The sequence below is a fragment of the Amycolatopsis sp. YIM 10 genome (assembly GCF_009429145.1).
Taxonomy (GTDB): domain Bacteria; phylum Actinomycetota; class Actinomycetes; order Mycobacteriales; family Pseudonocardiaceae; genus Amycolatopsis.
This window is the reverse complement of the sequence record NZ_CP045480.1, coordinates 3,290,953-3,316,800: the sequence shown is the minus strand read 5'-3', so window position 1 is coordinate 3,316,800 and position 25,848 is coordinate 3,290,953. Positions and strand designations below refer to the sequence as shown.

24 protein-coding genes are annotated in these 25,848 nt (G+C 71.0%); 13 read left to right on the top strand and 11 right to left on the bottom strand.

Annotation, left to right across the window (positions count from 1 at the left end; genetic code table 11):
• Nucleotides 1-6: 6 nt before the first annotated feature.
• Entirely contained in the window at nt 7-1,173 is a 1,167-nt protein-coding gene (locus YIM_RS16220) for an alanine--glyoxylate aminotransferase family protein (protein WP_153031143.1), read from the bottom strand.
• 265 nt (nt 1,174-1,438) lie between these two features.
• Here YIM_RS16220 and YIM_RS16215 point away from each other — a divergent pair, with 265 nt between their 5' ends.
• On the top strand, nt 1,439-2,752 hold the full coding sequence (locus YIM_RS16215) for an SLC13 family permease (RefSeq protein WP_153031142.1): 1,314 nt from the start codon (nt 1,439-1,441) through the stop codon (nt 2,750-2,752).
• Here the strand turns inward: YIM_RS16215 and YIM_RS16210 are convergent.
• Nucleotides 2,749-3,996 carry an MFS transporter gene (locus YIM_RS16210; protein ID WP_153031141.1) on the bottom strand — a complete coding sequence of 416 codons (1,248 nt, stop codon included), beginning with the start codon at nt 3,994-3,996 and terminating at the stop codon, nt 2,749-2,751. The two genes, YIM_RS16215 and YIM_RS16210, sit on opposite strands and share 4 nt — an antisense overlap.
• Before the next feature lie 116 nt (nt 3,997-4,112).
• On the opposite strand from YIM_RS16210, the gene YIM_RS16205 reads away from it, so the two are divergent.
• Both YIM_RS16205 and YIM_RS16200 read left to right on the top strand, forming a co-directional pair.
• Nucleotides 4,113-4,853, top strand: coding sequence for a MerR family transcriptional regulator (locus tag YIM_RS16205; RefSeq protein WP_153031140.1), 741 nt, complete (start codon nt 4,113-4,115; stop codon nt 4,851-4,853).
• 29 nt (nt 4,854-4,882) lie between these two features.
• Nucleotides 4,883-6,892: a glycogen debranching N-terminal domain-containing protein gene (locus YIM_RS16200; RefSeq protein WP_153031139.1), complete on the top strand. Its 2,010-nt coding sequence runs from the start codon at nt 4,883-4,885 to the stop codon at nt 6,890-6,892.
• Here the strand turns inward: YIM_RS16200 and YIM_RS16195 are convergent.
• Nucleotides 6,867-7,541 (bottom strand): GntR family transcriptional regulator, encoded by a 675-nt coding sequence (locus YIM_RS16195; protein ID WP_153031138.1) that lies wholly within the window; start codon nt 7,539-7,541, stop codon nt 6,867-6,869. The genes YIM_RS16200 and YIM_RS16195 overlap by 26 nt on opposite strands.
• Nucleotides 7,542-7,623: 82 nt before the next feature.
• On the opposite strand from YIM_RS16195, the gene YIM_RS16190 reads away from it, so the two are divergent.
• From YIM_RS16190 to YIM_RS16165, 6 genes are read left to right on the top strand one after another with little or no spacing between them, the layout of a single operon-like run.
• Nucleotides 7,624-8,589 (top strand): phosphoglycerate dehydrogenase, encoded by a 966-nt coding sequence (locus tag YIM_RS16190; RefSeq protein ID WP_153031137.1) that lies wholly within the window; start codon nt 7,624-7,626, stop codon nt 8,587-8,589.
• Nucleotides 8,589-9,353: a hydroxypyruvate isomerase family protein gene (locus YIM_RS16185; protein WP_153037030.1), complete on the top strand. Its 765-nt coding sequence runs from the start codon at nt 8,589-8,591 to the stop codon at nt 9,351-9,353. The genes YIM_RS16190 and YIM_RS16185 overlap by 1 nt, the downstream gene beginning before the upstream one ends.
• Nucleotides 9,335-9,949 carry an aspartate/glutamate racemase family protein gene (locus YIM_RS16180; RefSeq protein WP_153031136.1) on the top strand — a complete coding sequence of 205 codons (615 nt, stop codon included), beginning with the start codon at nt 9,335-9,337 and terminating at the stop codon, nt 9,947-9,949. The genes YIM_RS16185 and YIM_RS16180 overlap by 19 nt, the downstream gene beginning before the upstream one ends.
• Nucleotides 9,950-9,982: 33 nt before the next feature.
• Nucleotides 9,983-10,672 carry a substrate-binding domain-containing protein gene (locus YIM_RS16175; RefSeq protein WP_228004776.1) on the top strand — a complete coding sequence of 230 codons (690 nt, stop codon included), beginning with the start codon at nt 9,983-9,985 and terminating at the stop codon, nt 10,670-10,672.
• Nucleotides 10,669-12,015 carry a TRAP transporter large permease subunit gene (locus tag YIM_RS16170; RefSeq protein ID WP_153031134.1) on the top strand — a complete coding sequence of 449 codons (1,347 nt, stop codon included), beginning with the start codon at nt 10,669-10,671 and terminating at the stop codon, nt 12,013-12,015. Before YIM_RS16175 ends, YIM_RS16170 begins: the two co-directional genes overlap by 4 nt.
• Before the next feature lie 12 nt (nt 12,016-12,027).
• Nucleotides 12,028-12,270 (top strand): hypothetical protein, encoded by a 243-nt coding sequence (locus tag YIM_RS16165; RefSeq protein ID WP_153031133.1) that lies wholly within the window; start codon nt 12,028-12,030, stop codon nt 12,268-12,270.
• Between the two features lie 2 nt (nt 12,271-12,272).
• On the opposite strand, the gene YIM_RS16160 is transcribed toward YIM_RS16165, so the two are convergent.
• The 3 genes from YIM_RS16160 to YIM_RS16150 form a co-directional block, all read right to left on the bottom strand.
• Nucleotides 12,273-12,725: a MarR family winged helix-turn-helix transcriptional regulator gene (locus YIM_RS16160; protein WP_153031132.1), complete on the bottom strand. Its 453-nt coding sequence runs from the start codon at nt 12,723-12,725 to the stop codon at nt 12,273-12,275.
• Nucleotides 12,726-12,812: 87 nt separating this feature from the next.
• A complete protein-coding gene (locus tag YIM_RS16155; protein WP_194240166.1) occupies nt 12,813-13,439 on the bottom strand; it encodes a hypothetical protein in 627 nt (208 codons plus the stop codon).
• A gap of 18 nt (nt 13,440-13,457) precedes the next feature.
• Nucleotides 13,458-14,270 carry a GDSL-type esterase/lipase family protein gene (locus tag YIM_RS16150; protein ID WP_153031131.1) on the bottom strand — a complete coding sequence of 271 codons (813 nt, stop codon included), beginning with the start codon at nt 14,268-14,270 and terminating at the stop codon, nt 13,458-13,460.
• Between the two features lie 115 nt (nt 14,271-14,385).
• On the opposite strand from YIM_RS16150, the gene YIM_RS16145 reads away from it, so the two are divergent.
• Complete coding sequence (locus YIM_RS16145) at nt 14,386-15,003, top strand: TetR/AcrR family transcriptional regulator (RefSeq protein WP_228004775.1); 618 nt, start codon at nt 14,386-14,388, stop codon at nt 15,001-15,003.
• Between the two features lie 50 nt (nt 15,004-15,053).
• The gene (locus YIM_RS16140) at nt 15,054-15,557 is read left to right on the top strand and encodes a DUF1772 domain-containing protein (RefSeq protein WP_228004996.1); all 504 of its coding nucleotides are present in this window, start codon (nt 15,054-15,056) and stop codon (nt 15,555-15,557) included.
• 78 nt (nt 15,558-15,635) lie between these two features.
• Here YIM_RS16140 and YIM_RS16135 read toward each other — a convergent pair whose 3' ends face one another.
• A complete protein-coding gene (locus tag YIM_RS16135) occupies nt 15,636-16,121 on the bottom strand; it encodes an Lrp/AsnC family transcriptional regulator (RefSeq protein ID WP_153031130.1) in 486 nt (161 codons plus the stop codon).
• A gap of 127 nt (nt 16,122-16,248) precedes the next feature.
• Between YIM_RS16135 and YIM_RS16130 the strand changes: the two genes are divergently transcribed.
• Complete coding sequence (locus YIM_RS16130; protein WP_153031129.1) at nt 16,249-18,573, top strand: pyruvate dehydrogenase; 2,325 nt, start codon at nt 16,249-16,251, stop codon at nt 18,571-18,573.
• Nucleotides 18,574-18,603: 30 nt separating this feature from the next.
• On the opposite strand, the gene YIM_RS16125 is transcribed toward YIM_RS16130, so the two are convergent.
• The gene (locus YIM_RS16125; protein ID WP_153031128.1) at nt 18,604-19,890 is read right to left on the bottom strand and encodes an MFS transporter; all 1,287 of its coding nucleotides are present in this window, start codon (nt 19,888-19,890) and stop codon (nt 18,604-18,606) included.
• Between the two features lie 72 nt (nt 19,891-19,962).
• Here YIM_RS16125 and YIM_RS16120 point away from each other — a divergent pair, with 72 nt between their 5' ends.
• Nucleotides 19,963-20,928 (top strand): LysR family transcriptional regulator, encoded by a 966-nt coding sequence (locus tag YIM_RS16120; protein ID WP_228004774.1) that lies wholly within the window; start codon nt 19,963-19,965, stop codon nt 20,926-20,928.
• On the opposite strand, the gene YIM_RS16115 is transcribed toward YIM_RS16120, so the two are convergent.
• From YIM_RS16115 to YIM_RS16105, 3 genes are all read right to left on the bottom strand, one after another.
• Nucleotides 20,925-23,774, bottom strand: coding sequence for a BTAD domain-containing putative transcriptional regulator (locus YIM_RS16115; RefSeq protein WP_153031127.1), 2,850 nt, complete (start codon nt 23,772-23,774; stop codon nt 20,925-20,927). The genes YIM_RS16120 and YIM_RS16115 overlap by 4 nt on opposite strands.
• Before the next feature lie 72 nt (nt 23,775-23,846).
• On the bottom strand, nt 23,847-25,004 hold the full coding sequence (locus YIM_RS16110; RefSeq protein ID WP_153031126.1) for a right-handed parallel beta-helix repeat-containing protein: 1,158 nt from the start codon (nt 25,002-25,004) through the stop codon (nt 23,847-23,849).
• On the bottom strand, nt 25,001-25,792 hold the full coding sequence (locus YIM_RS16105) for a pectate lyase (RefSeq protein WP_228004773.1): 792 nt from the start codon (nt 25,790-25,792) through the stop codon (nt 25,001-25,003). The genes YIM_RS16110 and YIM_RS16105 overlap by 4 nt, the downstream gene beginning before the upstream one ends.
• Between the last annotated feature and the right edge of the window lie 56 nt (nt 25,793-25,848).

The following is a 25,848-nucleotide window of genomic DNA, read 5'->3' as shown; positions in this document are numbered from 1 at the left end:
GCGGGTTCAGTTGTCCTGCAGGTGTTCGAGCGCCGCGTCGACGCCGCGCGGCTCGATCGGCACACCGGAGAGCACCAGGCCCATCTGCACGCCGGAGAGCGTGCCCGCCAGGGTGAGGTCGTTGAACGCGCCGAGGTGGCCGATGCGGAAGATCCGGCCGGCGAGCTTGCCCAGCCCGGCACCCAGCGACATGTCGAACCGGTCCAGGATCACCGCCCTGACCTTGTCCGCGTCGACGTCCTCCGGCACCAGCACCGCGGTCAGCGAACCGGAGTACTCGCGTTCGTCGAGGCACAGCACCTCCAGGCCCCAGGCCCGGACGGCGGCCCTGGTCGCGGCCGCGTGGCGCGCGTGCCGGGCGAAGACGTTCGGCAGGCCCTCGGCGTAGAGCAGGCGCAGTGCTTCCTTGAGGCCGTAGAGAAGGTTCGTGTTCGGGGTGTAGGGAAAGAAGCCGCGCTGGTTGGCCGCGAGCATCGGCTTCCAGTCCCAGAAGGTCCGCGGCAGGCGCGCGGTTTCCGCCGCCGCCAGCGCCTTCTCGCTGATCGCGTTGAAGCTGAGGCCGGGCGGGAGCATGAGCCCTTTCTGCGAGCCGGACACCGTGACGTCCACACCCCACTCGTCGTGGCGGTAGTCGATGGAGCCCAGCGACGAGATGGTGTCGACGAGCAGCAGCGCCGGGTGCCCGGCCGCGTCGATCGCCGCCCGGACGTCCGGGATGCGGCTGGTCACGCCGGTGGAGGTTTCGTTGTGCACCACGCAGACGGCCTTGATCGTGTGCCCCTTGTCGGCGGCGAGCTTCTCGGCGACCGCCTCCGGGCTCACGCCGTGGCGCCAGTCGCCGGGCACGAAGTCCACCTCGAGGCCGAGGCCGCGGGCCATCTCCTGCCAGAGCGTGGCGAAGTGGCCGGTCTCGAAGCACAGCACCCTGTCGCCCGGGCTCAGCGTGTTGACCAGCGCGGCTTCCCAGGCACCGGTGCCGGTCGCCGGGTAGAGCACGACCGGGCCCTCGGTGCCGAACACCGGCTTGATGTCGCGGAGCAGTTCGAGGCCCAGTTCGGCGAAGCCGGGCCCGCGGTGGTCGATCGTCGCGGCGGACATCGCCCGCAGCACGGAGTCCGGCACGTTGGTCGGCCCCGGGATCTGAAGGAAGTGCCGTCCTGCCGCGTACGTCATCTGTGACCTCCGGGATCAAAAAGAGGGTGAAGGCGGGCTTTCCAGGCGATTTCGCATTGCGGAAAACTTATACTGCCTAGCGAAATAGTAACCGGGGCCACCCAGGTCCGTCGAGCCTCCGGGGCGAATTCCCGCAGACGGAACCCGTGCCTTGACGCCTCGATGTGACGCGGGTAATACTCATTCCACGGAATTCTTATTCCGTATAGCGGAATTCAGCCCGCCCACGACCGCCCCCGAGTCACCGTCGATTCCAGGGAGCCCCATGTCGATACAACTCATCACCGTCGCGGCGCTCGCGCTGGTGTTCCTGATCGCCACCGTGCTGCCGGTGCACATGGGCGCGCTCGCGTTCGTCGCGGCGTTCGTGGTGGGCACCGCGTTCGCCGGGGAGAGCACCGACGACATCGTCGCGGGCTTCCCCGGCGACCTCTTTGTCATCCTCGTCGGCGTCACGCTGCTGTTCGCCATCGCCAAGGGCAACGGCACGGTCGACTGGCTGGTGCACGCCGCGGTCCGCGCGGTGCGCGGCCGGATCACGCTGATCCCGTGGGTGATGTTCGGCGTGACCGCGGCGCTGACGGCGGTCGGCGCGGTGGTGCCCGCGGCCGTGGCGATCATCGCGCCGATCGGGATGAGCTTCGCTTCGCGTTACCGGATCAACCCGGTGCTGATGGGTCTGCTGATCATCAACGGCGCCAGCGCCGGCGGGTTCTCGCCGATCAGCATCTTCGGCAGCATCGTCAACGGGGTGGTCGGGCGCAACAACCTGCCGAGCAATCCCGGCCTGCTGTTCCTGTCCTCGTTCCTGTTCAACGTGGTGCTCAGCGTGGTCGTCTTTTTCCTCTTCGGCGGCCGCGAACTGCTGCGCCGCCAGCCGGAACGGGAACAGGCCGCGGTGCTCGCCGGTGGCGGCGGTCCGGTGACTCCCGAGCCGAGCACGCCGACCGGCAGCACCTCCGGGGACGACACCCCGCCCTCGCTCACCCGCGACGGCGTGTTCACGCTGCTCGGCCTGGCCGCGCTCGCGGTCGGCGCGCTGGCCTTCGGCCTCGACGTCGGCTTCACCGCGCTGACCGTGGCCGCCCTGCTTTCGATCGCGTCACCGCACGCGGCGAAGGCCGCCGTCGGCCAGGTCGCCTGGCCGACCGTGCTGCTGATCTGCGGCATCGTCACCTACGTGTCGCTGATGGAACGCGCCGGCACCATCGACTGGCTGGGCAACCTGGTCACCGGCATCGGGTCGCCGTTGCTGGCCGCGCTGGTCATCTGCGTGATCGGCGCGATCGTGTCCGCGTTCGCCTCCACCACCGGCATTCTGGGCGCGCTCATCCCGCTGGCCGTGCCGTTCCTGCTCGCCGGGGAGATCGGCGCGGTCGGGCTGATCGTGGCGCTGTCGATCTCGTCGTCGGTGGTCGACTCGTCGCCGTTCTCCACCAGCGGCGCGCTGGTGGTCGCGAACGCACCGGCGGACCAGCGGGACCACACCTTCCGGCGGCTGATGATCTGGGGCTTCAGCATGTGCGCGGTCGCCCCGATCGCCACCTGGATCTTCTTCGTCTCCCCCGGCTGGCTCTAAGCGCGAACGAGTTCCGCCGGTTCGGGGCTCTCCAGTGAGCGGAACACCGGTGCGAGGAGCGCGCCGATCGCGGTGGCGGCGGTGAAGGCGGCGAGGATGAGGCCCGCGGTGAGCAGGCCCGCCTCGGCCGCCACCGCCGCGAGCGGGGCGCTGGTCAGCGCGGGAGCGCCGAGCAGCAGGGCGTTCTGCGCTCCCAGCACGCGCCCCCGCATTTCGTCCGGGGTGGCTTCGATGGTGAGCACGCCGAGCACGGCACCGGCCGGGGCGTTGGTGAAACCGATCAGCGCGGCGGAGCCGAGCACGAGCCACGGAGAAGCCAGGCTGCCGATCCCGGCGAATCCGGTCAGCGTGCCGAGCATGCCGATGACAAACCAGATCCGGCGGCGAACGCGACCGGCCGAGGCGGCGTAGAGCGCGGAACCGAGAATGCTGCCCGCGGCGAACGCGCTCAGCGTCAGCCCCGCCAGGCTGGGCAGGTTCTCGCGGGTGAAGTAGGCGGGCATGAGCGTGGTCTGCATGGCGCTGATGGCGGCCACGAACACCGAGCTGATCAGCGTCGCCCCGAGCACGATCCGGCTCCTGGTCAGGAACCGCCACGAATCCAGCAGATCGCTCATCGCCCGGCGGACCGCGCCACCGGCGGTGTCCGCCACGGGCGCGACGGCACCGGCCCGCGGGTCGATCACCCGGGTCAGCAGCGCGGCGAACAGGCTCAGCGCGGCGGTCAGGTACAGCAGCGCCGGGGTCAGCCCGAACAACGCGACGAACAGGCCGCCCAGCCCGGGACCCGCGAGCAGCAGGAGGTTGCTCAGCGTTTCGCGGGTGGCGAGCAGCCGGTCCAGTACCTCCTTCGGACCACCACGCAGCCGCGCCACCGCGGGCAGCAGCGTCTCGTGCGCGGTCATGCCCGGCGCCCGGACCACCGCGCCGATCACCGCCATCACCACGAACCACGTCATGTCGAGGCCCCACAACGAATCGGCCACCGGCAACGCGGCCACCGCCGCGGCGCCGAGCAGGTCGGCGGTGCTCGACACCAGCCGCCGGTCGACCCGGTCGACGAGCAGCCCGCCGACGATGCCCACCCCGGCCGACGTCGCCGTCGCCACCGTCGCCAGTACCCCGGCGGCCAGCACGTCGCCGGTGCGGTCCAGCACCAGCAGCGGCATGATCACGCTGGCGATCCCCTTGCCCAGCAACGAAAATCCATACGAAGCCAGGTACAGCACCGGACTGCCGCGCACGGTCGCCTCCTCATCGGTACGCTCTGGGTGGTCCGGACCAGCAGACACCCGGCCGTCGCGGCACACTCAACGTGCTGTGACCCGAGTCACCGGGGCACACCGAGAAGGGGGCCGGCGTGGCCTGGAGTACCCGCGAGATAGCCGAGCTGGCCGGCACGAGCCTGCGGGCGGTGCGGCACTACCACGAGATCGGCCTGCTGGCCGAACCCGAGCGCCGGGCCAACGGCTACAAGCGTTACGGCGTCGCCCATCTGGTCCGGCTGCTGCGCGTCAAGCGGCTCACCGATCTCGGCTTCTCCCTGACGCAGATCGCCGAAATGGGCGACGCGGACGAGCACCCCGAAGAAGCGTTGCGAGCGCTGGACACCGAGTTGGCCGGGAAGATCGAGCGGCTGCAGCAGGCACGAGCCGAACTCGCCGAGGTCCTCCAGCAGCCGGGTCCGCTCGACCTCCCGCCGGAACTGGCCGCCGCCGCCAACGGGCGACTCACCGAAGCCGACCGCTCGTTCGTCGTGGTGATGAGCAGGCTGCTCAGCCAGTCGGCGATCGACGCCTATCAGGATCTGTTGCAGAGCACCGGCGATGAACCCGGCGTGGCCGAGTTCGACACCCTGCCCGCGGACGCCGACGAGCAGACGCGGGCGCGCCTGGTCGAGCACATGCTGCCCTATACGCGGAAAGTGCGGGCGGCGCACCCGGGAGTCAGCGACCTCAAGGCGGACACCCCCAAGGACCAGCGCTTCGCCACGCACACCGTCAGAGCGGCGCTCGAAGAGCTTTACAACCCCGCCCAGCTCGACGTCCTACACCGCGTTTTCGCGCTGCTCGCCAAGGAAAGCAAGGAAAGCGACGACTGACGCGGGTGCACCGACCGCAGGGAGGGCCGATGTCCGGACAGCAGCCGTTGCTGCACGACCTCGCGATCACGCTGCGCGCGCCGACGGTGGTCCTGTCCGGCCGCGACGGGCAGATCCGCTCCGCCGGGACGCAGGGTGTGCTGCACAGCGACCGGCGGGTGCTCAGCGAAGCCGTGGTCACCGTCGACGGCCGGGAGCCGGAGTCCATCGGCTTCGCCGAAACCGGCGCCGACCTGGCCGAGTTCACCGGATTGCTGCGCGGCTCGGGTGTTCCCGGTCCCGAGCCGGCGGTATGGCTGCGACGGCGCCGGACCGCCGACGAGCGCGGCATGGTCGAGGAACTCGAACTGGACGGCACCGCCCCGGTGGACTGCGTGGTGGAACTGGTCCTGTCCGCCGACTTCGCGCCGATCGAGGTGATCAAGAGCGGCGGTTCGCAGCCGCCCGCGAACGCGGTAACCGACGGCACCGGCGCGAAGTGGAAGTCGGACGGCCTGACCAGCAGGCTGACCGCCGAGGGCGCGACCGTCTCGGTCGACGGCGACCGGGTGACGGCCACGTGGACGGTCACCGCACCGGTCACCCTGCGCTGGTCGGTCGAGGCGAACGAAGAGAACCCGCTCTTCGTGCCGGGCCCGCCCGTGCTCGCGGCCCCCGAGGTGCGCGCCGACGACCGCCGGTTCACCACCTTCCTCAACCGCTCGCTGGCCGATCTCAACGGCCTGCTGCTGGCCGAGCGCGAGCACCCGCGGGACGTCTTCGCCGGTGCGGGCGCGCCCTGGTACCTCACGCTTTTCGGCCGGGACAGCATCTGGACGGCCCGCATGCTGCTGCCGGTCTCGGTGGAACTGGCCGCGGGCACTTTGCGCACGCTGGCCCGTTCGCAGGGCCGCGAGCACAACCCGGCCACCGGCGAAGCACCCGGCAAGATCCTGCACGAACGCCGCCGCGAGGGCTTCCAGCTGCGCGGAATGTCCTTGCCCGCCTTGTACTACGGCACGGTCGACGCGACCGCGCTGTGGGTGTGCCTGCTCCACGACGCGTGGCGCTGGGGGCTGGCCGAGGAGCGGGTGCGCGAACTGCTCCCCCACCTGCGGGCCGCGCTGACCTGGATCACCGAGCTGTCCGACACCGACGGCGACGGATTCGCGGAGTACCTCGACGAAACCGGGCACGGCCTGGCGAACCAGGGCTGGAAGGACTCCGCGAGCGCGGTGCGCTTCGCCGACGGGCGCCTCGCCGAACCGCCGGTCGCGCTCGTCGAGGTCCAGGGGTACCAGCACGAAGCCGCGCTGCGGGCAGCCGACCTGCTGTCCGCTTTGGACGAACCAGCCGACGGACTCGCCGAATGGGCGGAAGAGCTGCGCACGCGCTTCCGTCGCCACTTCTGGGCCGGCGACCATCCCGCACTGGCACTCGACGGCGCGAAGTCCGAAGTGGACGCGCTGACCAGCAACATCGGCCACCTGCTCGGCACCGGGCTGGTCGACGAGGCGGAGTCGGCCACCATCGCGCGCCACCTGCTCGGCCCGGACCTGGCCGCCGGGTACGGGCTGCGGACCATGTCCTCGGCGATGGCCGGGTACTCGCCGCTGAGTTACCACTGCGGCTCGGTCTGGCCGCACGACACCGCGATCGTGGTGCGCGGGCTGTCGCGGGCCGGGAAGCACGCCGAAGCGGCCGGGCTGGGCATGCAGCTGGTGCGCGCGGCCGGTGCGTTCGGCGACCGGATGCCGGAGCTGTACGGCGGTTTCGGCGCGGACGACACCCCGGTTCCGTTGCCCTACGGCGCTTCCTGCCGTCCCCAGGCCTGGTCGGCGGCGTCCGCGGTGGCCCTGCTCCAGTCGTTCCTCGGCCTGGACGCCGACCTTCCCGACGGCACGGTCTCCCTCACCCCGCCGCCGTCCCCCATCGGCGCCTTCGAAGTCCGCGGCCTGCCGCTCGGCGACGGCACGCTGGACGTGTCCGTGCGGGCCGACGGCTCGATCGCCGACCTGGTCCTGCCGCCCGGCCTCAGCGCAACGACTTCCGGTCCTTGAGCGAGCGCGCCTTCGCGTTCTCCACGTGCGCGCGCATGCGGTCCGCGGCACCTTCGGCGTCACCACGGGTGAAGGCGTCGTGGACCGCGCGGTGTTCCTCCGCCGCGACCTCCGCGTCGGACGAACCGAGTTCGGCGTAGAGGCGGAAGCGCTGCACCTGACCGCCCAATGAGCGGTAGGCGCCTTCGAGGAACGGGTTGCCCGACTGCTTCGCGATGAGCGAGTGGAAGGATTCGTCGGCCGACCAGTAGGCGCTGAACCCGTTGGCGTCCGAGTCGGCCGCGGCCGCCATCCGGTCCACCGTGTCCAGCAGCGCGTCCAGGAACTCCGGGGTGGTCCGGCGGCCGGCTTCGTAGGTGAGCGCGGGTTCGAGCACCAGCCGGGCGTCCATCAGCTTGCCCAGCTCGGCCTCGGTGAACAGCGGCGCCACGCGGTAGCCCTTGAGCGCCTCGCGCCGCACCAGCCCGGTGTGCTCCAGTCGCGCCAGCGCCTCCCGCAGCGGGGTCTGGCTGACCTCCAGCTCGCGGGACAGCGCCCCGATGTTGACCGGTTCGCCGGCGTGCCACTTGCCGTCCATGAACTGGCCGAGCAGCACCTCGTACATCCGATCGGCCAGGGGCTGCCGGGTGGATCGCCGCGGTGAAGCCATCTGTGTCCCGTCCTCCTTTGTCGTGCCCCAAGATAGCCGAGCCGCATCGCTATACTATTGACATCAATCCTATAGTATCGGCATGACCCACCGAGTACTGCTCACCACCGCCTATCTCGAGCCAGGCGGCGAAGTCGACCGGCTGCTGCGTGGAGCCGGTTTCGAAACCGTGTTCGCCCACCGCGGCGGGCCGCGCCTGCGCCGGGTGATCACCGACGTGGACGCGGTCGTGGCCGGGACCGACGCGTTCACCGCCGAGGTCATCGACGCCGCCACGCGGCTGAAGGTGTTCGGCCGCTGCGGCGCCGGGTACGACAACATCGACGTGGAAGCCGCCACCCGCAACGGGATCGCGGTCACCTTCACCCCCGGCGCCAACCGCCGCTCGGTCGCCGAGCACGTGCTCGCGCTGATGCTCAACTGCGCACGGCTGATCCCGCGGAACCTGGCGGCGGTGGCCGCGGGCGGCTGGGACCAGCGCAGCGGGCGCGAGCTGGCCGGGGCGACGCTCGGCATCGTCGGCCTCGGCTCGATCGGCAAGACCGTGGCGCGGCTGGCACTGGCGATCGGCATGCGCGTGGTGGCCTACGACCCGTTCCTGGACACGGATTTTGTCGCCGACACCGGGATCGAGGTGCGGTCGCTGGACGGCCTGCTCGCCGAAGCGGACTTCGTGAGCCTGCACCTTTTCCTCGACGACTCGACGCGCCGGCTGATCGACGCCCGCGCGCTGGCGCTGATGAAACCCGGCGCGTACTTGATCAACACTGCCCGCGGTGAGGTGGTCGACGAGAACGCGCTCGCCGACGCGCTGGAAGCCGGGCACCTCGCCGGAGCCGGGCTCGACGTGGTCGAGGTGGAGCCGCTGCCCGCGGACAGCAGGTTGCGCCGGCTCGACAACGCGATCGTCACCGCGCACATCGGCGCGGCGACCGTCGAAGCCCGCTCCCGGTCCAGCCTGATGGCCGCGCGGCAGGTGATCGATCTGCTCCAGGGCCGCACGCCGGAGAACCTGGTCAATCCCGAGTACGCGAAGGCGGTCCGGTGATGCGCTTCGCCGCCAACCTCAAGTGGTTGTTCGCCGAGCTGCCGTTCGAGCGGCGCTTCGACGCGGCCGCCGCGGCGGGCTTCACCGGCGTCGAATGCCCGTCGCCCTACTCGGTGCCCGCCGCCGAACTCAAGCGGCGGCTCGACGACGCCGGGCTGACGCAGGTCCTGATCAACACGCCCGGAATCGCCTGCGCGCCGGACCGGACCACCGAGTTCCGCGACGGCTTCCACCAGGCACTCGACTACGCGACCGAGCTGAACTGCGGGCTGGTGCACGTGCTCGCCGGAGCCCGGCCGGACGGGGTCGGGCACGACCGCGCGTTCGCCCAGTTCGCCACCAACATCGCCTGGGCCGCCGAACGGTCGCGCGACACCGGTGTCCGGCTGGTGCTGGAGGCGCAGAACAAACGCGACTCCCCCGGTTTTGTGCTGGCGAGCCAGGCACAGGCCGCCGCGGTGGCCGAAGCCGCCGGGCACGACCACGTCGGCCTGCTGTTCGACGTCTACCACGTGCAGCTCGACGAACGCGACCTGGTCAACCGGCTGCGGGCGTTCCTGCCGCGGATCTTCCACCTCCAGCTCGCCGATCCGCCGTCACGCACCGAGCCGGGCACCGGGGAGATCGGCTGGCCGGTCCTGTTCGCCACGTTGCGCGAAGCCGGGTACGACGGCTGGATCGGCTGCGAATACCGGCCCACCACCGACATCGCGACCACGCTGACCCGACTCGAGGAGCTGGCCCGATGCCCCGCGTCGCGTTGATCAGCGCCACCCCGGCGGCCATCGGCCCGGCGGTCGCGGGCCTGGCCGGGCAGTTCCCCGAGGCCGAGCCGTGGAACCTCTTGGACGACAAGCTGCTCGCGGACGCCGAGAACGGGCTCACCCCCGCGCTCGCCGACCGGATGCGGCGCCTCATCGCGCACGCGCTGGCCGGGCACGCCGACGGAATCCTGCTGACCTGCTCGCTCTACGGCGTGGTCGCACGGGAGACGAACGCACCGGTCCCGGTACTGGCGCCGGACGAAGCGGTGTTCGAGGAAGCTCGCGAGTACCGCCGGATCCTGGTCCTCGCTTCCTTCGGATCCGCGTTGCGCGACTGCGTTTCCCGCTTCACCACCGTTTCCGATTCCGAAGTGGACGGTGTGGTGGCCGCCGATGCGTTCGGCGCCACCGGTTCCGCGCTCTCGGAGGCACTGGTCGAGGCCGCCCGCCCGCACGTCGGGCACGCCGATGCCGTACTGCTGGGCCAGTACTCACTCGCCCCGGCCGCCGCCGAACTCGCGGACGCGCTCGGCACCACCGTCCTTTCCGGACCGAACAGCGCCGCGTCGAAGCTGCGGCACCTCCTTTTGCCCTGATTCTTCCGAACCGATTGGGAATCCATGTCCGACGTGTCCAACGCAGTGCAGATTTCCCTGTTCAGCACGCTGGCCGTGAAGAAGGCCCTCGACGACATACTGCTCGACGCCTTCCGCGAGAAGACCGGCATCACCGTCGACGGCACCTTCGATCCGACCAACGTGCTCACCGGCCGCGTCAAGGACGGCGCCCGGCCCGACGTGATGATCGCCGTGTCGGGCTCATTCGCCCAGCTGGCCGAGGCGTTCGACCTGGGCACCCGCACCGTGGTGGCGAAAACCGGGGTCGGCCTGGCGGTCGCGCCCGGCCACGAGCTGCCCGACATCGGCACCGTCGACGCGCTCGTGGCCACGCTGACCTCGGCGCGTTCGGTCGCCTACTCGCGCACCGGCGCGAGCGGTGTCCACTTCGCCGCCCTGGTCCGGGAACTCGGCATCGACGAGCAGGTCAACGCGCGGGCCACGGTGGTGGAGAAGGGTTTCACCGCGCTCGCCGTGGTCGACGGCCGCGCCGACGTGGCCATCCAGCAGCTGAGCGAACTCCGGTTCGTGCCCGAAGCGCGGATCGCCGGGCCGCTGCCCGCGGAAACACAGCACTACAGCGAATTCTCCGCCGTGCTGGGCCGTCCCGCGAAACCGGAGGCGGCCGAGCTGGTCCGGTTCCTCACCTCCGAAGCAGCAGTGGAGGCGTACCTGGAAACCGGACTGGAAGTAGCGCCGTGAACGCGATCTACGCGCTGGTGGCGTTCATCGGCGCGATCGTGATCTGGAACGTGGGCTTCAAGCGCAACATCGGCGAGGCGATGGTGGTCGGTTTCCTCGCCACCGCCGCCTTCGCCGGTTCGGACGCGCTCAGCGTGGGCTGGGAAGGCCTGGTGGACGGCCTCAAGTCGGAGATCACCTTCGCCGCGCTGGCCTTCGTTTTTGTCAGCGAACTGCTCACCCGCACCGGATTGGTGCAGCGTCTGGTGGACATCCTCAGCTCGGTGCTCGGCCGGTACCGGGGCGGCTCGGCGTACGCGGCGACGGTCGCGTCCGGCATGTTCGGCGCGGTGGCGCACAACGGCGCGGCGATCGTGGCCACCATCGGCTCGATCACCATTCCGTGGATGAGGCGGTCACGGGCCAGTGGTGAAACGGCCGCGCTCGTGCTCTCCGGCAACGCCGGGGTCGGCGCGACCTTCCCGTTCAGCGGCGCGTTCTTCCTGCTGCTCACCGCGCCGACCGTGGTGCCGGTGCTGGGCACCGGCGACGTGGTGGCGACGATCTTCGTGACCGGCGTGTGGATGGTGCTGATGCGCGTGGTGATCGCGTACGCCATCGTCCGCCGCCGCGGGGTGGGCGCGATGGCACCGGAGGACATCCGCCCGCCGCGCGCGGCACTGCGAGCCGGTTGGCCGTCGCTGCTGGTGCTCGGTTCGATCGCGCTGCCGATCCTGGCGACCGCTCCCCCGACCAGCGACTTCGTCTCGGCGCGTCTCGGCACGGACGCGGCCGACGCGATCCCGCTGCTGATCTGGCTGCCGATCGTGATGCTCGCCGCCGGGCTGCTCGTGGAGCGGAAGGCCCTGCCGCGGCGAGGCGCGCAGTGGTGGGCGCTGCTCGGGGACGTCAGCCCGAAGCTCGGTCTTGTCGGCGTCACCATGGTTTCCGCGTTCGCCGCGTCCAACGTGCTCAGCGAGCTGGGCCTCGGTGAGCAGTTGGCGCCGTTCCTGGCGAACCTGGCCGGAGTGCCCGCGCTCGTCGCGGCGATCGTGGTCGGCCTGATCATCGTGATCGTGGCGGGGCCGCTGAACACCACGTCGACCGTGGCCGCGATCGGGCCGGTGGCCTTCGCGGCGCTGACCGCGGCGGGCATCCCACCGCACATCGCCTTCGCCGCGATCCTGGTGTGGGCGTCGTCGGAAGGCTGTTCGCCGCCGGGGGCCGCGCCGCTGTACGTGGCCGCGGGCATCGCCGGCATCAACCCGGTCCGGATCTTCGTGCCGGTCGTTCTCTACTACCTGCTGCCGTCACTGGTGACCGGAGTGCTGATCGCGGTCGGCCTGCTCTGGCTCCCCGGCTGAGAGAGGTCCACTGTGTACCGGTTCCTGCTGACCGCCGCCCGGCTCTGCCTGGTCGCCTTCCTGCTCGGCGGCGCGGCCGTCACCCTCGGGCAACTCGCCGCGATCACGCTCGGCGACGGCAGGGTGATGGAGTTGTTCGGCACCACCGTCGCCGACGTCGCGTGCACCACCGCGGCCGTGGCGGGCGTCTTCGCCTTCCTGTTGCGCTACACCCGCCGTGGCAAGGAAATCGACGACAACGGGGAGGAGACCTAGAGTCAACGGCGGCGCTGGTGGCGGGTGATGTCGACGAAGGCGTCCTTGAAGGCGGCGAAGCGCTCCCGGCCGAGGCGCCGGGCGTGTCGGTCCTGGATCGCCGACATGATCTTGGCCGCCACGCGCAGTTCGGCCAGGCCGCGGTCGGTGGGGCAGACCAGCTTCGCCCGGCGGTCGGCCGGATCCGGGCGGCGCTCGACGTAACCCAGCTCCTCGAGTTCGTCGATCAGCTTGCCGATCACCTGCTTGTGCTGCCCGGACAGCTGCGCCAGCTCGGTGGCGCGCACGCCGTCCTTGTCCAGGTACGCCATCACCGCGCCGTGCCGGGGGTGCAGATCGCCGTAGCCCTCGGCGGCGAGTTTCGAGAAAAGCTCGTCCTGCACCGCGAACAGCAGCCGCCCGGCGAGCACCCCGAGATCCGGATCGTCCCTGTTCTGCTCGGCCCGTGTACCCATCGCCGCTCCTCCCGCCGGTGAAGTCACCAGAGATTACTATCAATCTCACGCACCATCGACCGCGCCACGGGCGGGCTCGGGGTCGAGCTAGCGATTGGCCGGGACGTACTCCAGCTTTCCGCCGACGGGCAGCAGGTAGCCGTTCCAGCGCTGTTCGGGCACCACGCCCGCAGCGGGGTCGGTGAGATCAGTGATATCCACGTCGAACCCGATCAGGCCGAGCCGGAAATCGAGGTGGCGGAAGACCTCCCGCGCCACCTCGGCCAGCCAGGCATCCAGCGGCACGCGCCAGTCCAGCGACCTGGGCCCGCCGTCCGGTCCGAACGGGAAGCCGCCGACGTCAGGCACCACGACGCCCAGCGCACCGAGCGGGAGATAGAAGGTCAGCCAATCCTGGTTGTCTCCGTTGTCTCCGTTGTCTCCGTCGAGGCGAATAGCGATGCAACCGCACACGACCGGGTCGGCCGAGGGCAGGGTGACGACACCGCGCAGGTGACCGAACTCCTCCAGCGACGCCACGGTGAGCGGCACCGCGCTCTGCTCGGCGGGTTCCCGTTCGGCGTTGCCGTAGCAGCCGGTGAGGCCGGCCGCCCGCCACAACGCGGTCAACGCGCGCTGGAGCCGCCCGTCGTCTCTCTCGCCGATCTCCAGCGACAGCTCGTAGAAACCGCCGGACCAGTTGTCCGGATCGGTGAACGCCGTGGCATCGCGCATCTCCGCAGTTTCCCAGGTTCAGGGTGTCGCGGTCAGCCATTCCGCCGCGACGTCGGCGAGGCGCGCGGCCCCGCGATCGTTGAGGTGGATGTGGTCGATGAGCAGCGCCCTTCCCCCACCGCGGGCGATGTCGTCCCAGCTCTGCCCCAGCACGTAGTGCCGCGTCGCCGCGCTCAGTGCCAGCGGGAAGGAGAAGTCGTAGGGACGCCGGTCGGTGTCCGGGCCGAGCAGATCGAGCATTCGCCGGTGCACGGGCAGGAAGTCCACTCCGGACCGACCGGCTGTTTCCTCGATCGCGGCGTTGTACCCGGCCAGTGACCGGTTGATGTCGGTGGTCAGGTCCTCGCCCAGCGGCGGCAGCGACAGCAACGCGATCCTCGCCGTCGTCCCGGTCCGGAGCCGGTCCACGATCGCGGTGAGGTCGGCGCGGTACCGCTCCAGCGGTGTGCCGTCGCGGACGTCGTTGCTGCCGACCAGCACCAGCACGGCGGCCGGGCGGCAGGCCACCACGTCGGTGTCCACGCGGGCGAGCAGGTCGGCGGCGGTGTCGCCGTTGTGCCCCGCGTTGACGAACTCGTAGCCGGCGAACTCCGGTCTGCCGCGCAGGTCGCCGACCCAGTCACCACCGAGCGTGCCCTGGGTCATGCTGGCCCCGGCGCTGACCACGGCGGGCCGCGACGTGGCTCCCCCGCCGCAGGCCTCGGCGGGCGTGTTGGCCGGTGCGCGCAGGAAGGCGAGATAGCCGGCGATGCCGACCGTGCCCAGCGTCGCGACCAGCACCAAAGCCGCCGCGACGAGGACGCGCTTCCGGGTGAGGATCTGTCGATTCATGCTTTGCCCCGTTCAGTTGGTGAGTGCTCACTAACCACTATAGTTAGTAAGCACTCACCAACGTCAAGCGGCCTCCGTCGTGAAGTCGATCCGCGGGGCGGGCAGGATGTCGAGGGTGAGCGGCGAGACTCGGCGGCGCGGTCGTCCCAGCACGGGGGTGCGCGACGCGGTACTGGCGGCGACCGAGGCGATCCTCGCCGAGTCGGGCGTCGCCCGGTTGTCGACCAAGGAGATCGCGCGGCGCGCGTCGGTGGCCGAGTCGAGCATCTTCTACCACTTCACCGACCGCCTCGGCCTGCTCCAGGCCGTGGTGCACCGGCACCTCCCGCGCTACAAGGAGGTGGCCGTCCAGGTCCGGCAGCGCGCGGGCACCGGCAGCCTGCGTGACAACCTCGTCGACCTGCTCGACGGACTCGACGCCTTCTACGAGCGGATCACGCCCATTCTCGCGGCCGTGCAGGCAGACGGTGAGCTGCGCGCACTGCTCGCCGATCGTGGCGCCGGTGGTGAGATCGGCCCGCAACGCGCGCTGCTGCCCATCGCCGCCTACCTGACCGAGGAACGCCGCCTCGACCGCGTGCGCGCGGGCCTCGACGTGGACTCCACCGCGCTGCTCATCGTCGGCGCCGCCCACCAGCGCGCGGTCTACCGCTACCTCACCGGCGCCGGGACCGCACTGCCGAGCACCGGCGACATCGTGGACACCCTGCTCCCCGCTCTGCTCAACGACTGAAATCCCGGCCTTGCCACACCGGGGCGCCGTCGGGCTATATTTACTGAGTGATGACTCAGAAAATGACGCGGCTCACCACCGCGCTCGCCCTGCTGTCCTCCGGCCTGCTCGCCGGCGCGTTCGGCTACGGCGCGGTCAACCTGGTGACCACGTTCAACGTGGTCCCGCTCGAGATCCGGCTGACCTTCCACTCCGCGCTGATGAAGATGAACGGCCCGGTGATCCAGGCCACGATGGCCGTCGCCGCGCTCAGCGCGCTCGCGCTGGCGGTGCTGGCGCGGCAGCGGACGCGGTTGCTGGCCGGTACCGCCGTGGCGCTGGTGACCACGTCGTTCCTGGTCACCCGGTTCGGGAACGTGCCGATCAACGGCCAGATCAAGGTGTGGGCGGTGAGCACTCCCCCGGCCGGCTACGCGGAGATCCTGGAACGGTGGGAGATGTTCAACATCGTGCGCACCCTCACCGCGCTGGCCGCCTTCGCCATCGTCATCGGGATCGCCACCACGGCGGCCAGGAAAACCGGGCAGGCGCCGGAAACCGCACTGGCCGGGTGATCGGCCCACCGAGTGGCGGCCTGACCGATCACCAGCACTCCTCGCTCGGCGAGCGGGTCTCGAAGACGATCTCGACGGTCATGCCGGTTCCCCGGCGATCCGGCGCAGCAGCGGGGTGACCCGGTAGGCGACCAGCTCGCTCATCACCAGTGCCGTGTTGGTGCGTTCGACACCGGGAATGGCCAGGATCCGCCCGGCCACGCGGTACAGGTCGTCGGCGTCCGCGGCGACCACGTGCACCAGCAGGTCGCTCTGCCCGGAGATGCCGAGCACCTGCAGCACCTCGGGAATGTCCCGCAGTTCGGCGCCGACCTGGTCCAGTTTGTACTGGGCGACCTGCGCGGTGACGAACGCGGTCAGCGGATAGCCCAGCGCGGACGGGTCGACGCGGCGTTCGAACGAGTCGAGCGCGCCGTCCTCCTCCAGACGGGCGAGCCGCGCCTGGGCGGTGTTCCTGGCGATCCCGGCCGCACCGGCGACCGCGCTCGTGGTGGCCCGCGGATGCTCGGACAGCTCCAGGAGCATGCGCGCGTCGGTCCGGTCGATCTTTCCCGCACTGCGCATGGTGCTCCTTCGAACCGCTCGAATCCACTCCGGGACTGGGCATTCTGCCCAACTTTCCCGGCGATTATTGCGCAGTCGCCCTGGCGATTGGTGAGCTGTCCGGGCACCGCGTCGAGGAGGACCACCCATGACCAGCACCACGACGGACCGGTCACGTCCGGCCGCCGACTTCGCCACGCTCAAGCGGGTCGAGGACCGGCTGCTGTGGCTGTCCTCGGCGGTCATCCACCACGCCAACCGGGTGCGGCCGAACCCGTCCGGCCTGAAGGTCGGCGGGCACCAGGCTTCGTCGGCCTCGATGGTCTCGGTGATGACCTCGCTCTGGTTCCGCCACCTGCGGCCCGAGGACCGGGTCTCGGTGAAACCGCACGCTTCACCGGTGCTGCACGCCATCAACCACCTCCTCGGCGACCTCGACGCCGCCTACCTCCCCCGGCTGCGCGAGTTCGGCGGGCTGCAGAGCTACCCCAGCCGCGCGAAGGACCCCGATCAGGTCGACTACTCGACGGGTTCGGTCGGAATCGGCGCGACGGCCCCGATCTGGGGCGCGATTTCGCGGCGCTATGTCGACTCCGCGTTCGGCACCGCCGGGACCGGGCGCCAGTACTCGCTGGTGGGCGACGCGGAACTGGACGAGGGCGCGGTGTGGGAAGCGGTGCTCGACCCGGCCGTCGCCGAACTCGGCGAGGTCGTGTGGGTGGTCGACCTCAACCGGCAGTCGCTGGACCGCGTGGTGCCCGACATCGCCGCCGCCAAGCTGCAGCACATGTTCGCCGCGGCGGGCTGGCAGGTCATCACGGTGAAGTACGGGCGCCTGCTCCAGGAGTTGTTCGCCCGGCCCGGCGGCGAAGCGCTGCGGGAGCGGATCGACACCATGACCAATCCCGAGTACCAGCGGCTGCTGCGGTGCGACGCCGCCGAACTCCGGCGGCGCCTGCCCGGCGACGGCCCCGCGGCCGGCCGCATAACCGCCCTGGTGTCCGAAGTGGACGACGCGGCACTGGTGGAGGCGGTGGCCAATCTCGGCGGGCACGACCAGCCTGCCATCGACGAGGCCTTCGAGTCCATTGAGGACACCCGGCCGACGGTGATCTTCGCCTACACCGTCAAGGGTTACGGGCTGGCCACCAAGGGTCACCCGCAGAACCACTCGGCGCTGCTGTCCGAGGAGCAGATGCGGGAGCTGGCCGACCGGCTCGGTGCGGACCTCGACGATCCGTGGGCCGCGCTCGCGCCGGACAGCGCCGAACAGCGGTTGTGCACCGAAACCGCCGCGCGCCTGCGCAGGCCGCGGGTGGACCGGCAGGCTCCGCCCGGGGTGCCCGCCGACTTCGGCCGGATCCCGTCGGGCACCGCGACCACCCAGGCCGCGCTGGGCCGGGTCCTGCTCGACCTCAGCCGGGGAGCGCCCGAAGCGGCCCGGCGGGTGGTGACGGTCAGCCCCGACGTCAGCTCCACCACCAATCTCGGCGGCTGGGTCAACAAGGTGGGCGTCTGGTCCTCGCGGGAGCGCACCGACTGGTTCGCCGACGACGCCGAGACCATCCTGCACTGGCGCGAGAAGCCGACCGGCCAGCACATCGAACTGGGCATCGCCGAGGTCAACCTGGTCAGCATGCTCGGCGAACTGGGCACGACCTGGAGCCGCTGGGGCGAGCCGCTGCTGCCCATCGGCGTGCTCTACGACCCGTTCGTCGAGCGCGCGCTCGAACCGTGGTCCTACGGCATCTACGCCGGCGGCCAGTCGATCCTGGTGGGCACGCCCTCCGGGGTCTCGCTCGCCCCGGAAGGCGGGGCGCACCAGTCGATCAAAACCCCGTCGATCGGTCTCGAACAACCCGGGTGCGTGAGCTACGAGCCCGCTTTCGCCATCGACACCGAGTGGGCGCTGCTGGCCTGCCTCGGCCGGTTGGGGCGCCCGGACGGCACTTCGGCCTACCTGCGTCTCTCCACCCGGCCGGTCGATCAGAGCCTGGCCGCGGTGCCCGCCGATCCCGCCGCCCGCGAGCGGCGCCGCAGGCAGGTCGTGGCCGGTGCCTACTTCCTGCGGCGCACGGCCCGGCCTCAGGTCACCATCGCCGCCATGGGTGCCGTCGTGCCGGAGGCGCTCGCCGCGGCCGAGCGGCTCGACCAGGCCGGGGTGGCCGCCGACGTGGTGTGCGTGACCAGCCCTGACCTGCTCTACCGTGCCGTCCGCGCCCGCCAGGGCCACGAACCCGCCGACACCTGGATCCTCGACCAGGTGTTCCCGGCCGACCGCGCGGCGCCGCTGGTGACCGTGCTCGACGGCCACCCGCACACGCTTTCGTTCCTCGCCACGATCAACCGGGTCGCCACGACGGCGCTGGGCGTCACCCGGTTCGGCCAGTCCGGTTCACTGGAGGAGGTCTACCGCCACCACGGCCTCGACGCCGACAGCGTCATCCGGGCCGCACTCGACCTCACGAACTGAACCACCGGGACCGCTGGTCACAGCGTCCAGTCACCGATCCGCCTGGTCCCCTGCACCGAAGCCACCAGGTCGAACCCCACCACCAGCAGCACCGCGATCTCCGCGAGCATGAGCAGCAGCAGCATTTTCTCGTTCACCTCCTTCGTTTCCCCTCAGCCGGACGTACCCGGGCCGGGCGGCCAGCAACCCGCACACCAACTCCGGCACCAGCAACACGAACAGCAACCCGATCGACAAACCCCAGCCGCCCGTTACCGTGTGCAGCACGCCGAAGGTCAGCGGGCCGAGTCCGGCGATGAGGTACCCACCTGACTGGGCCATGCCGGACAGCCGCGCGGTGACCGCGGCGGTGGGCGAGCGAAGGTTCAGCAAGGTGTAGGCGAGCGGGAACGCGCTGCCGGTGCTCAGACCGAAGATCGCGACCCAGATCCAGCCTACCTCCGGGGCCAGGAGCAGCCCGCCGAGGCCGAGTGCCATCGCGGCCACCACCGCGACCACGAGCGGGCGCTGATCGCGCAGCTTCGCGGCCAGGACCGGCACGGCAAAACCCAGTGGTATTCCCGCAATCACGATGAGCGCGTTCATCATTCCGGCAGTGGCCGGGGAGAACCCGTTGCCGCGCATGAGGCCTGGGAGCCACGATGTGAGCGTGTAGAACATGAGCGACGCCATACCCATGAAAATCGTCACAGCCCACGCCAGCGGTGACCGCAGCAGCGACCCCTGGTCCGCCGTGTTGTCGGAGGGCGCCGCCGGAAGCCGGAGCGGGCCCCAGACCACGGCCGCGATCAGTGCCGGGACGGTCCACACGACAAGGGCCAGCCGCCAGCCACCGAGGTGCTCGAGCGGCACCGCCAGTCCGGCCGCGGCGGCGCCGCTGACCGACATCAGCATCATCGCCAACCCGGTGAGCGGTCCGACGCGGCCGGGGAACGCGCGCTTGATCACCGCGGGCACCAGCACGTTGCCGGTGGCGATCCCGGCTCCGGCCAGCACCGTGCCGGCGAACAGCGCCACCGGCAGCGGAACCACGCGCAGCAGGGTTCCGAGCACGATCACCACCAGCGCCCCGGCGATCGCCGTCCCGGTACCGGCCCGGCGCGCGAGCACGGGGGCGAGCGCGGAGAACACACCGAGGCACAGCATCGGCAACGTGGTGAGCACGCTCGCTTCGAATCCGGTGAGCCCGGCCCCGTCCTGGACCTCGCTCAGCACCGGGGGCACCCCGGTGATGGCCGCGCGCAGGTTGAGCGTCAGCAGCACGAGTCCGGCGAGTACCCAGATCGTGGTGGACCGAGCGGTGCTGGTGGACGTCATGCCTGCAGGATGACCCCGGACGACCGTTGCGGTCCATTGCAGGTTTTGGCGATGACTGTGCAAAATGATTGCATGATCGATCTGCGCCGCCTGCACATGCTCCGTGTGGTCCAGCAGCAGGGCACGGTCACCGCGGCCGCCGAGGCACTGCACCTCACGCCGTCGGCGATCTCCCACCACCTGCGTGAACTCTCCCGCGAGCTGAAGGTCCCGCTGCTGGAACCGCGGGGCCGCGGGGTCCGGCTGACCCCGGCCGGGCGGCTGCTCGTCGACCACGCCGACGCGCTGCTGGCCCGGTGGGAGGAGGCGCAGGCGGAGCTGGAGGCCTTCCGGGCCGGCCGGGCCGGGCCGTTGCGCATCGCGGGTTTCACCACCGCGATCAGCGGACTGGTCGCGCCGGCCGCCGGGCGGTTGCGGCGCAGTCATCCCGGCCTGGTGGTGCAGGTGCACGAGTGCGACACCGCGGAGAGCATGGACCTGCTGGTGGCGGGCAAGGCGGATCTCGCGGTGGTGGAGCCGGTCGAGGGCGGTCCCCCACCGGACGACGCGCGGTTCGAGCAGCGCCCCTTGCTGGAGGAGCCGTACCTGCTGCTGGTGCCGGCCGACCACCCGCTGGCCGGTGCCGAGCCGGTGCGGCTGGCGGACGCGGCGGCCGAGGACTGGATCGTCGCCGATCCCGCCACCTGTGATCACGCCCAGCGGGTCCAGGGGCTGTGCGCGGCGGCCGGGTTCTCCCCGCGGATCGTGCACGCCGCGACCCAGTGGGCGACGATCTGGTCGCTGGTCGCGAACGGTCTCGGTGTTTCGCTGGTCCCGCGGCTGACCGAGGGCCCGGCGGGCCAGGCGGTGTCACTGGTGCCGGTGTCGAGCGAAAACCCGCCGACGCGGCGGATCCTCACCTGCGTTCGCCGCGGCAGCGGGCAGAACCCGCTCATCGATCTCGGCATCCAGGCACTGGAAGAGGTGGTACGGGAGTTGCCAGGAGTCCTCGGCGCGCCAGGACAGCGCCTGGGCGCAGACTTACCGGACAGTGCCTAACCCCATGTGCGATCAGCTGTGACAGCCACCGGCGTCTCTCCCTCCCACTCCTCCGGTGCACCTGGCACACCGGTTGACCGGACTGTAGAGCCCCGCGCTTTCTGATCTCTTTCATCGGGCTGCCCGCCCGCGTATTCGGGGAACGACCGCGCCAGCCGGTCCCTGACCTTTCCGGCGTCGTTGTCCGGGATGTTCGCCAGCAGCGCCCACGCCTCGGCGGCCGTGCGCCGGGCGCGGTCCGCGTCGCCGTTGCGCAGTTCCGCGCGCGCGAGGTTGCCGAGGTGGACGCCTTCGTTGCGCCGGTCGCGGTAGGCGCGGGCGAGTGCGACAGCCTGGCGGTAGCACTCGATCGCCTCGCCGTGGTTGCCGAGTTCGGTCCACGCGTCACCGAGGTTGTCCAGCGTGTGCGCCTGGCCGCGTTCGTCCCCGACGGCCCGCCTCAGGTACAGGCACCGGGTGCTCAGTTCGACGGCTTCGGCGCACCGGCCGAGGCTGGTGGCGGTGATCGCGAGATTGCTCAGCGCGTGTGCCTCGCGCGCCTGGTCCCCGATCTCGCGGGACAGCGCGATGCTCGTCCGGTAACTCCGCTCGGCGTCGGCGTGGTGCTCCAGGAATTCGAGGCAGTTGCCGATCAGCACCAGCGCGACCGCCTGCTGTGCCTTCGCGCCCGCCTCCTCGAACGAAGCCAGCGCCTGGCGGTAGGCGACCAGTGCCTGGGCCTCCAGCCCGAGGTGGACGTGCACCGTGCCCAGTCCGACGAGGCACGCGCCCCTGGCCACCGGGTCGCCGAGCCGTTCCGCGGAAACCAGCGCCACCCGGTACGCCGACTCCCATTCGTCCCAGACCGGCCGGATCACGAAGAACGCGTGCAGCGTGGCCGCCAGCCGCCAGGCGAGGTCGTCGGCCCCGGCTTCCTGCGCCAGCCGCACCGCCGCCACCACGGCGGGCCATTCGTGGTCGAACCAGTCGAGCGCCCGCGGCTGCCCGGCGAACAGGTCCTCGCGCGGCACCTCGTCGTTCCAGAGGTGCCTGCCCGGCGCCAGCGTCACCGACGCGGCCATCGCCGTCCGGCAGTACCACCCGAGCGCCCGGCGCAGCGCGGCCGAACGGGTGGTGGCGAGGTCCTCGGCGACGGTGAGTTCGGCGGCGTAGTGGTGGAGCAGGTCGTGGAACTGGTAGTGCCCGAGCCCACGCGGCTCCAGCAGGTGGACCGACACCAGGCGGTCCAGGCTCCGGCGGGTCTCCCCCTCGGGCCGCCCGGCCAGCGCCGCCGCGGCGGCCACCCCGAACTGACCGGCCGGGGACAGGCTCAGCAGCCGGAACAGCTGCGCCTCCCCCGCGGCGAGTTCCCGGTAGGACCAGGAGAAGACCGCCCGCGGGTCGGCGGCGTCGTCGGCCGGGTCGGCGAGCAGTTCCAGCCGCCTGGCGCGCAGTTCGTCCGCCAGCTCCGCCAGCCGGGTGGCCGGATCGCGCGCCACCAGGTCGGCGATGATCCGCAGGGCCAGCGGCAGGTGCCCGCACAACCGCGCGAGGTCGTCGGCCGCGGCGGGTTCGGCGGCCACCCGGTCGATCCCGGTGTTCGCGGCCAGCAGCTCGGTCGCCTCCAGCTTGCTCATCCGGTGCAGCGCCACCGAACGCGCGCCGTCGCGGACGCTGAGCCCGCGCAGGTCGCTGCGGCTGGTGATCAGCGCCAGGCAACCGGCTCCCGGCAGCAACGGCCTGACCTGCGCGGCGTCGCGGGCGTTGTCCAGCAGCATCAGCACCCGGCGGCCGGCCAGGCGGCTCCGCAGCAGCGCCTCGCGCTCCGCCGCGTCGACCGGCACCGCCCGTTCGGGCACACCGAGAGCGCACAGGAACGCGCTCAGCGCCGCCGACGCGGCAACGGGCTTTCCCGGCCCGTAGCCGCGGAGATCGATGTAGAGCTGCCCGTCGGGGAACTGCTCGGCCACCTGGTGCGCCCACCGCACGGCGAGCGTGGTCTTGCCGACCCCGCCCGTTCCGTGCACGACCACGGTCAGCACGGTGGGATCGGTGTGCCCGCGCAGGAGCTCGTCGAGAGCGCGGAGTTCATCGGACCGGCCGACAAAGCCGGTGACCGCCGACGGAAGCTGGCGCGGCAGCACGGAAGCGGCCGGGGGCTCGTCGTCATGGGCGAGCAGTTCGAGGTACAGCTCCTGCAGCGTGGGGCCGGGGCCGACGCCGAGTTCCTCGGCCAGTTTCCGGCGGCAGTTCGCGTATTCGGCCAGTGCCTCGGCATGCCGCCCGGTCGCGGCCAGCGCGCGGATCAGGCGCTCCCACAGGGGTTCGCTCAACGGGTGCCGCGCGACGAGGGCGGTCAGCTCGGCGACCAGCCCGGTGTGCTCCCCCGCCGCCAGGTCGAGATCCACCCTTCGCCGCAACGCGGTCAGGTACTGCTCGGTCAGGCCGGACCACACCTCGGGCAGGAACGGCTCACCCCGCCACAACGCCAGCGCCTCGCGCAACGCGGGCAGCTCGCCGCTGGTGCCGCGGACGCTCGCCGCGAAGTTCAGCAACCGCCGGAACTCGGCCACGTCGACCGCACCCGGATCGACCGCGAGCAGGTAGCCGTCCGCGGTCGTGCGGATCGACCCGTCACCCAGCAGCCGCCGCAGGCGCGCGACCAGGGTGTGCAGGCTGGCCCGCGCCCGTTCGGGCAGTTCCTCGCCCCAGACGCCGTGCGCGAGCGCGTCGACCGACACCGAAGTCCCTGGTGACCGGGCCAGCACGGCGAGCAGCGCGCGTTGCTTCGGGCTGGACAGGGCGACCGGTTCACCGAGCCGCTCCACGCGCAGCGGCCCCAGCAGGAAGATCCTCAGTTCCGACAACCCTGATCGCCACCCCAGCCGAGCGCCCGTCCCTCTCGGCCTCCAGCGTAGGCGCTGAGTGTGCGCTCGGCGTCAGAAGCGGGCGCCGACGGCGGCTCCGTTCGCGGGCCGCAGGAAGGGTGAGGACGGGATGCCGCCATCCGGGTTCCTCGGCCCGGTGATGGTGGCGGGATCCGTGCTGACGAGCGACCAGGTGCCGCCGAGGTCCCACGAATTGCCGCTGCCACCGGAATCGGCGCCCAGCGAGACCTCGGTTCCGTTGGCCACCGCGAGGTTCGCGGTCAGCGTGCTGCCGGACCGGTCGAAGTCGAAGCCCGTTCCCGGGTGGTCCCAGGCGGTGGACCGCTCGACGCGGTGCGCGCCGGGATTGTTGTTGTCGATGAAACCACCGGCCGCGTTGTCCCACGCCATGCTGTTGCGCACGGTGTGCCCGGCGGCCACGCCGTTTCCGCCCAGCTTGAACCCGTTGCCGTCGCCGGTGAAGCCGGGCAGGTCCCACCGGTTGAACCCGTTGCCCCAGGCCAAACTGTTCTCGGTGAGCACGGCCGACTCGAACATCCAGTAGTCGAGCCCGTCGTCGGAGTTGTTCCACAGCCGGGCACCCCGCACCACGTTGCCGCCGCCCGCGCCCTCCTTGATGGCCAGGCCGTCCGCGCTTTCCCCGTTCTTGCGGGGATCGCGGTTGCCGAAGCTGTCCAGGTCCTGGATCAGGTTGCCGCTCGACGCGAGCACCAGGTGGAATCCCGACTCGTAGTTGTCGCGGGTGACCAGCCGGTCGAACACGTTGTTGCTGGCGTCCAGGCCGAAAACGCCGTACGGGCCGTGGATGATCTCGAGCCCGCTCAGCCGCCAGAAATCCCCTTCGAGGTGGATGGCTCCGCGTTGTGCGCGCGGAATCGTCGAGCCGACCTCACCCGGGGTGAACGGCATGTTCTCGCCGTCGATCACCACTCGCTCGCCCTGGTGGTTCCGCAGGGTGATCGGCTGGCTCGCGGTGCCGTTCTTGAGGATCTGGATGTTGGCGGCCGGAGCGTAGGTGCCACCGCGGATTTCGATGGTGTGCCCCGGCTGCGCCAGGTCCACCGCCCGCTGGATGGTGCGCAGGGGCTGGGAAAACGTGCCGGGAGCGCTGTCGTTCCCGTTGGTGGCCACATACAGCGTGGCCGCGGTGGCGGGCGACGCCAGTAGCGTGCCCGCCATCAGCGCCATGACCGCGATGAGCGCCTTCATTGGTAACTGATGTCGCCGGCGGAATACCGGCAATGGGTGCTGTCGGGGCCGGAACCGTTCTCGTCGGGCTCGTCCCCGTCGTCGTTGCCGATGTACTTCTGGCAGATCACCATCTTCCGGTCGGGATCGTTGACGATGGTGAGCCCGCTGAACCTGGCCGTGTCGCCGTAGTTGGTGTTGATCCCGGCGACCCGGTTGCCGGGCCGGGTCAGCGTCACGTCCCGGATCACCAGGTCGCGCTGATGCTGGGTGGAGCAGTTTCCGCACGAGCGGTAGAACGTGCCGAAGTTGCTGGCCTGGAAGCCCTGCACGGTCAGCGTGCCGGGCCCGTTGTGCTGGAACACCTTGTCCCCGGCCGAACGCGCGCCACCGCCGTCGACCAGGAAGGCCGGGTCACCGCTGCCGCGGAAGGTCGCGGCGTCCTCACCGACGTCCTCCCACCACACGTTGCGCAGCGTGCAGGGACCCGAGCAGTGCACGCCGTCGCCGGCCGGGCCGCCGATGATCACGTTCTGCAGCGTCGCGCCGGGAGCGAGCAGGAACATCGGGTCCTGGTCTTCCTCCTGGCCACCGTCGCCGATGCAGCAGTACCGGCGCATGCCTCCGTCCAGGCCACTGGCCGGGACCGAGATCGTGCCGTTCACGCTGACCTGCCCGGTCGGTGTCGGCCAGGCCGGGGCTGCCGGTGAGGCCGTGGCCGTCGGCGCCGTGGCCATCGGCCAGACCAGGCCCGAGGCGAGCAGCAGGCCCGCGATGAGTGTTGTCAGTTTCTTTCCGTTTCCGCGCACGGGAACCAGGTTAGGAACACACGTTTGGACGATTGCGGACAACGTGTGGACTTTCC

Excerpts from the sequence above, each read along its gene's own strand:
- YIM_RS16220 (WP_153031143.1), bottom strand. The coding sequence starts at position 1,173 with ATGACGTACGCGGCAGGACGGCACTTCCTTCAGATCCCGGGGCCGACC.
- YIM_RS16215 (WP_153031142.1), top strand. The coding sequence starts at position 1,439 with ATGTCGATACAACTCATCACCGTCGCGGCGCTCGCGCTGGTGTTCCTG.
- YIM_RS16200 (WP_153031139.1), top strand. The coding sequence starts at position 4,883 with ATGTCCGGACAGCAGCCGTTGCTGCACGACCTCGCGATCACGCTGCGC.
- YIM_RS16195 (WP_153031138.1), bottom strand. The coding sequence starts at position 7,541 with ATGGCTTCACCGCGGCGATCCACCCGGCAGCCCCTGGCCGATCGGATG.
- YIM_RS16190 (WP_153031137.1), top strand. The coding sequence starts at position 7,624 with ATGACCCACCGAGTACTGCTCACCACCGCCTATCTCGAGCCAGGCGGC.
- YIM_RS16185 (WP_153037030.1), top strand. The coding sequence starts at position 8,589 with ATGCGCTTCGCCGCCAACCTCAAGTGGTTGTTCGCCGAGCTGCCGTTC.
- YIM_RS16180 (WP_153031136.1), top strand. The coding sequence starts at position 9,335 with ATGCCCCGCGTCGCGTTGATCAGCGCCACCCCGGCGGCCATCGGCCCG.
- YIM_RS16160 (WP_153031132.1), bottom strand. The coding sequence starts at position 12,725 with ATGGGTACACGGGCCGAGCAGAACAGGGACGATCCGGATCTCGGGGTG.
- YIM_RS16155 (WP_194240166.1), bottom strand. The coding sequence starts at position 13,439 with ATGCGCGATGCCACGGCGTTCACCGATCCGGACAACTGGTCCGGCGGT.
- YIM_RS16150 (WP_153031131.1), bottom strand. The coding sequence starts at position 14,270 with ATGAATCGACAGATCCTCACCCGGAAGCGCGTCCTCGTCGCGGCGGCT.
- YIM_RS16140 (WP_228004996.1), top strand. The coding sequence starts at position 15,054 with ATGACTCAGAAAATGACGCGGCTCACCACCGCGCTCGCCCTGCTGTCC.
- YIM_RS16135 (WP_153031130.1), bottom strand. The coding sequence starts at position 16,121 with ATGCGCAGTGCGGGAAAGATCGACCGGACCGACGCGCGCATGCTCCTG.
- YIM_RS16130 (WP_153031129.1), top strand. The coding sequence starts at position 16,249 with ATGACCAGCACCACGACGGACCGGTCACGTCCGGCCGCCGACTTCGCC.
- YIM_RS16125 (WP_153031128.1), bottom strand. The coding sequence starts at position 19,890 with ATGACGTCCACCAGCACCGCTCGGTCCACCACGATCTGGGTACTCGCC.
- YIM_RS16120 (WP_228004774.1), top strand. The coding sequence starts at position 19,963 with ATGATCGATCTGCGCCGCCTGCACATGCTCCGTGTGGTCCAGCAGCAG.
- YIM_RS16110 (WP_153031126.1), bottom strand. The coding sequence starts at position 25,004 with ATGAAGGCGCTCATCGCGGTCATGGCGCTGATGGCGGGCACGCTACTG.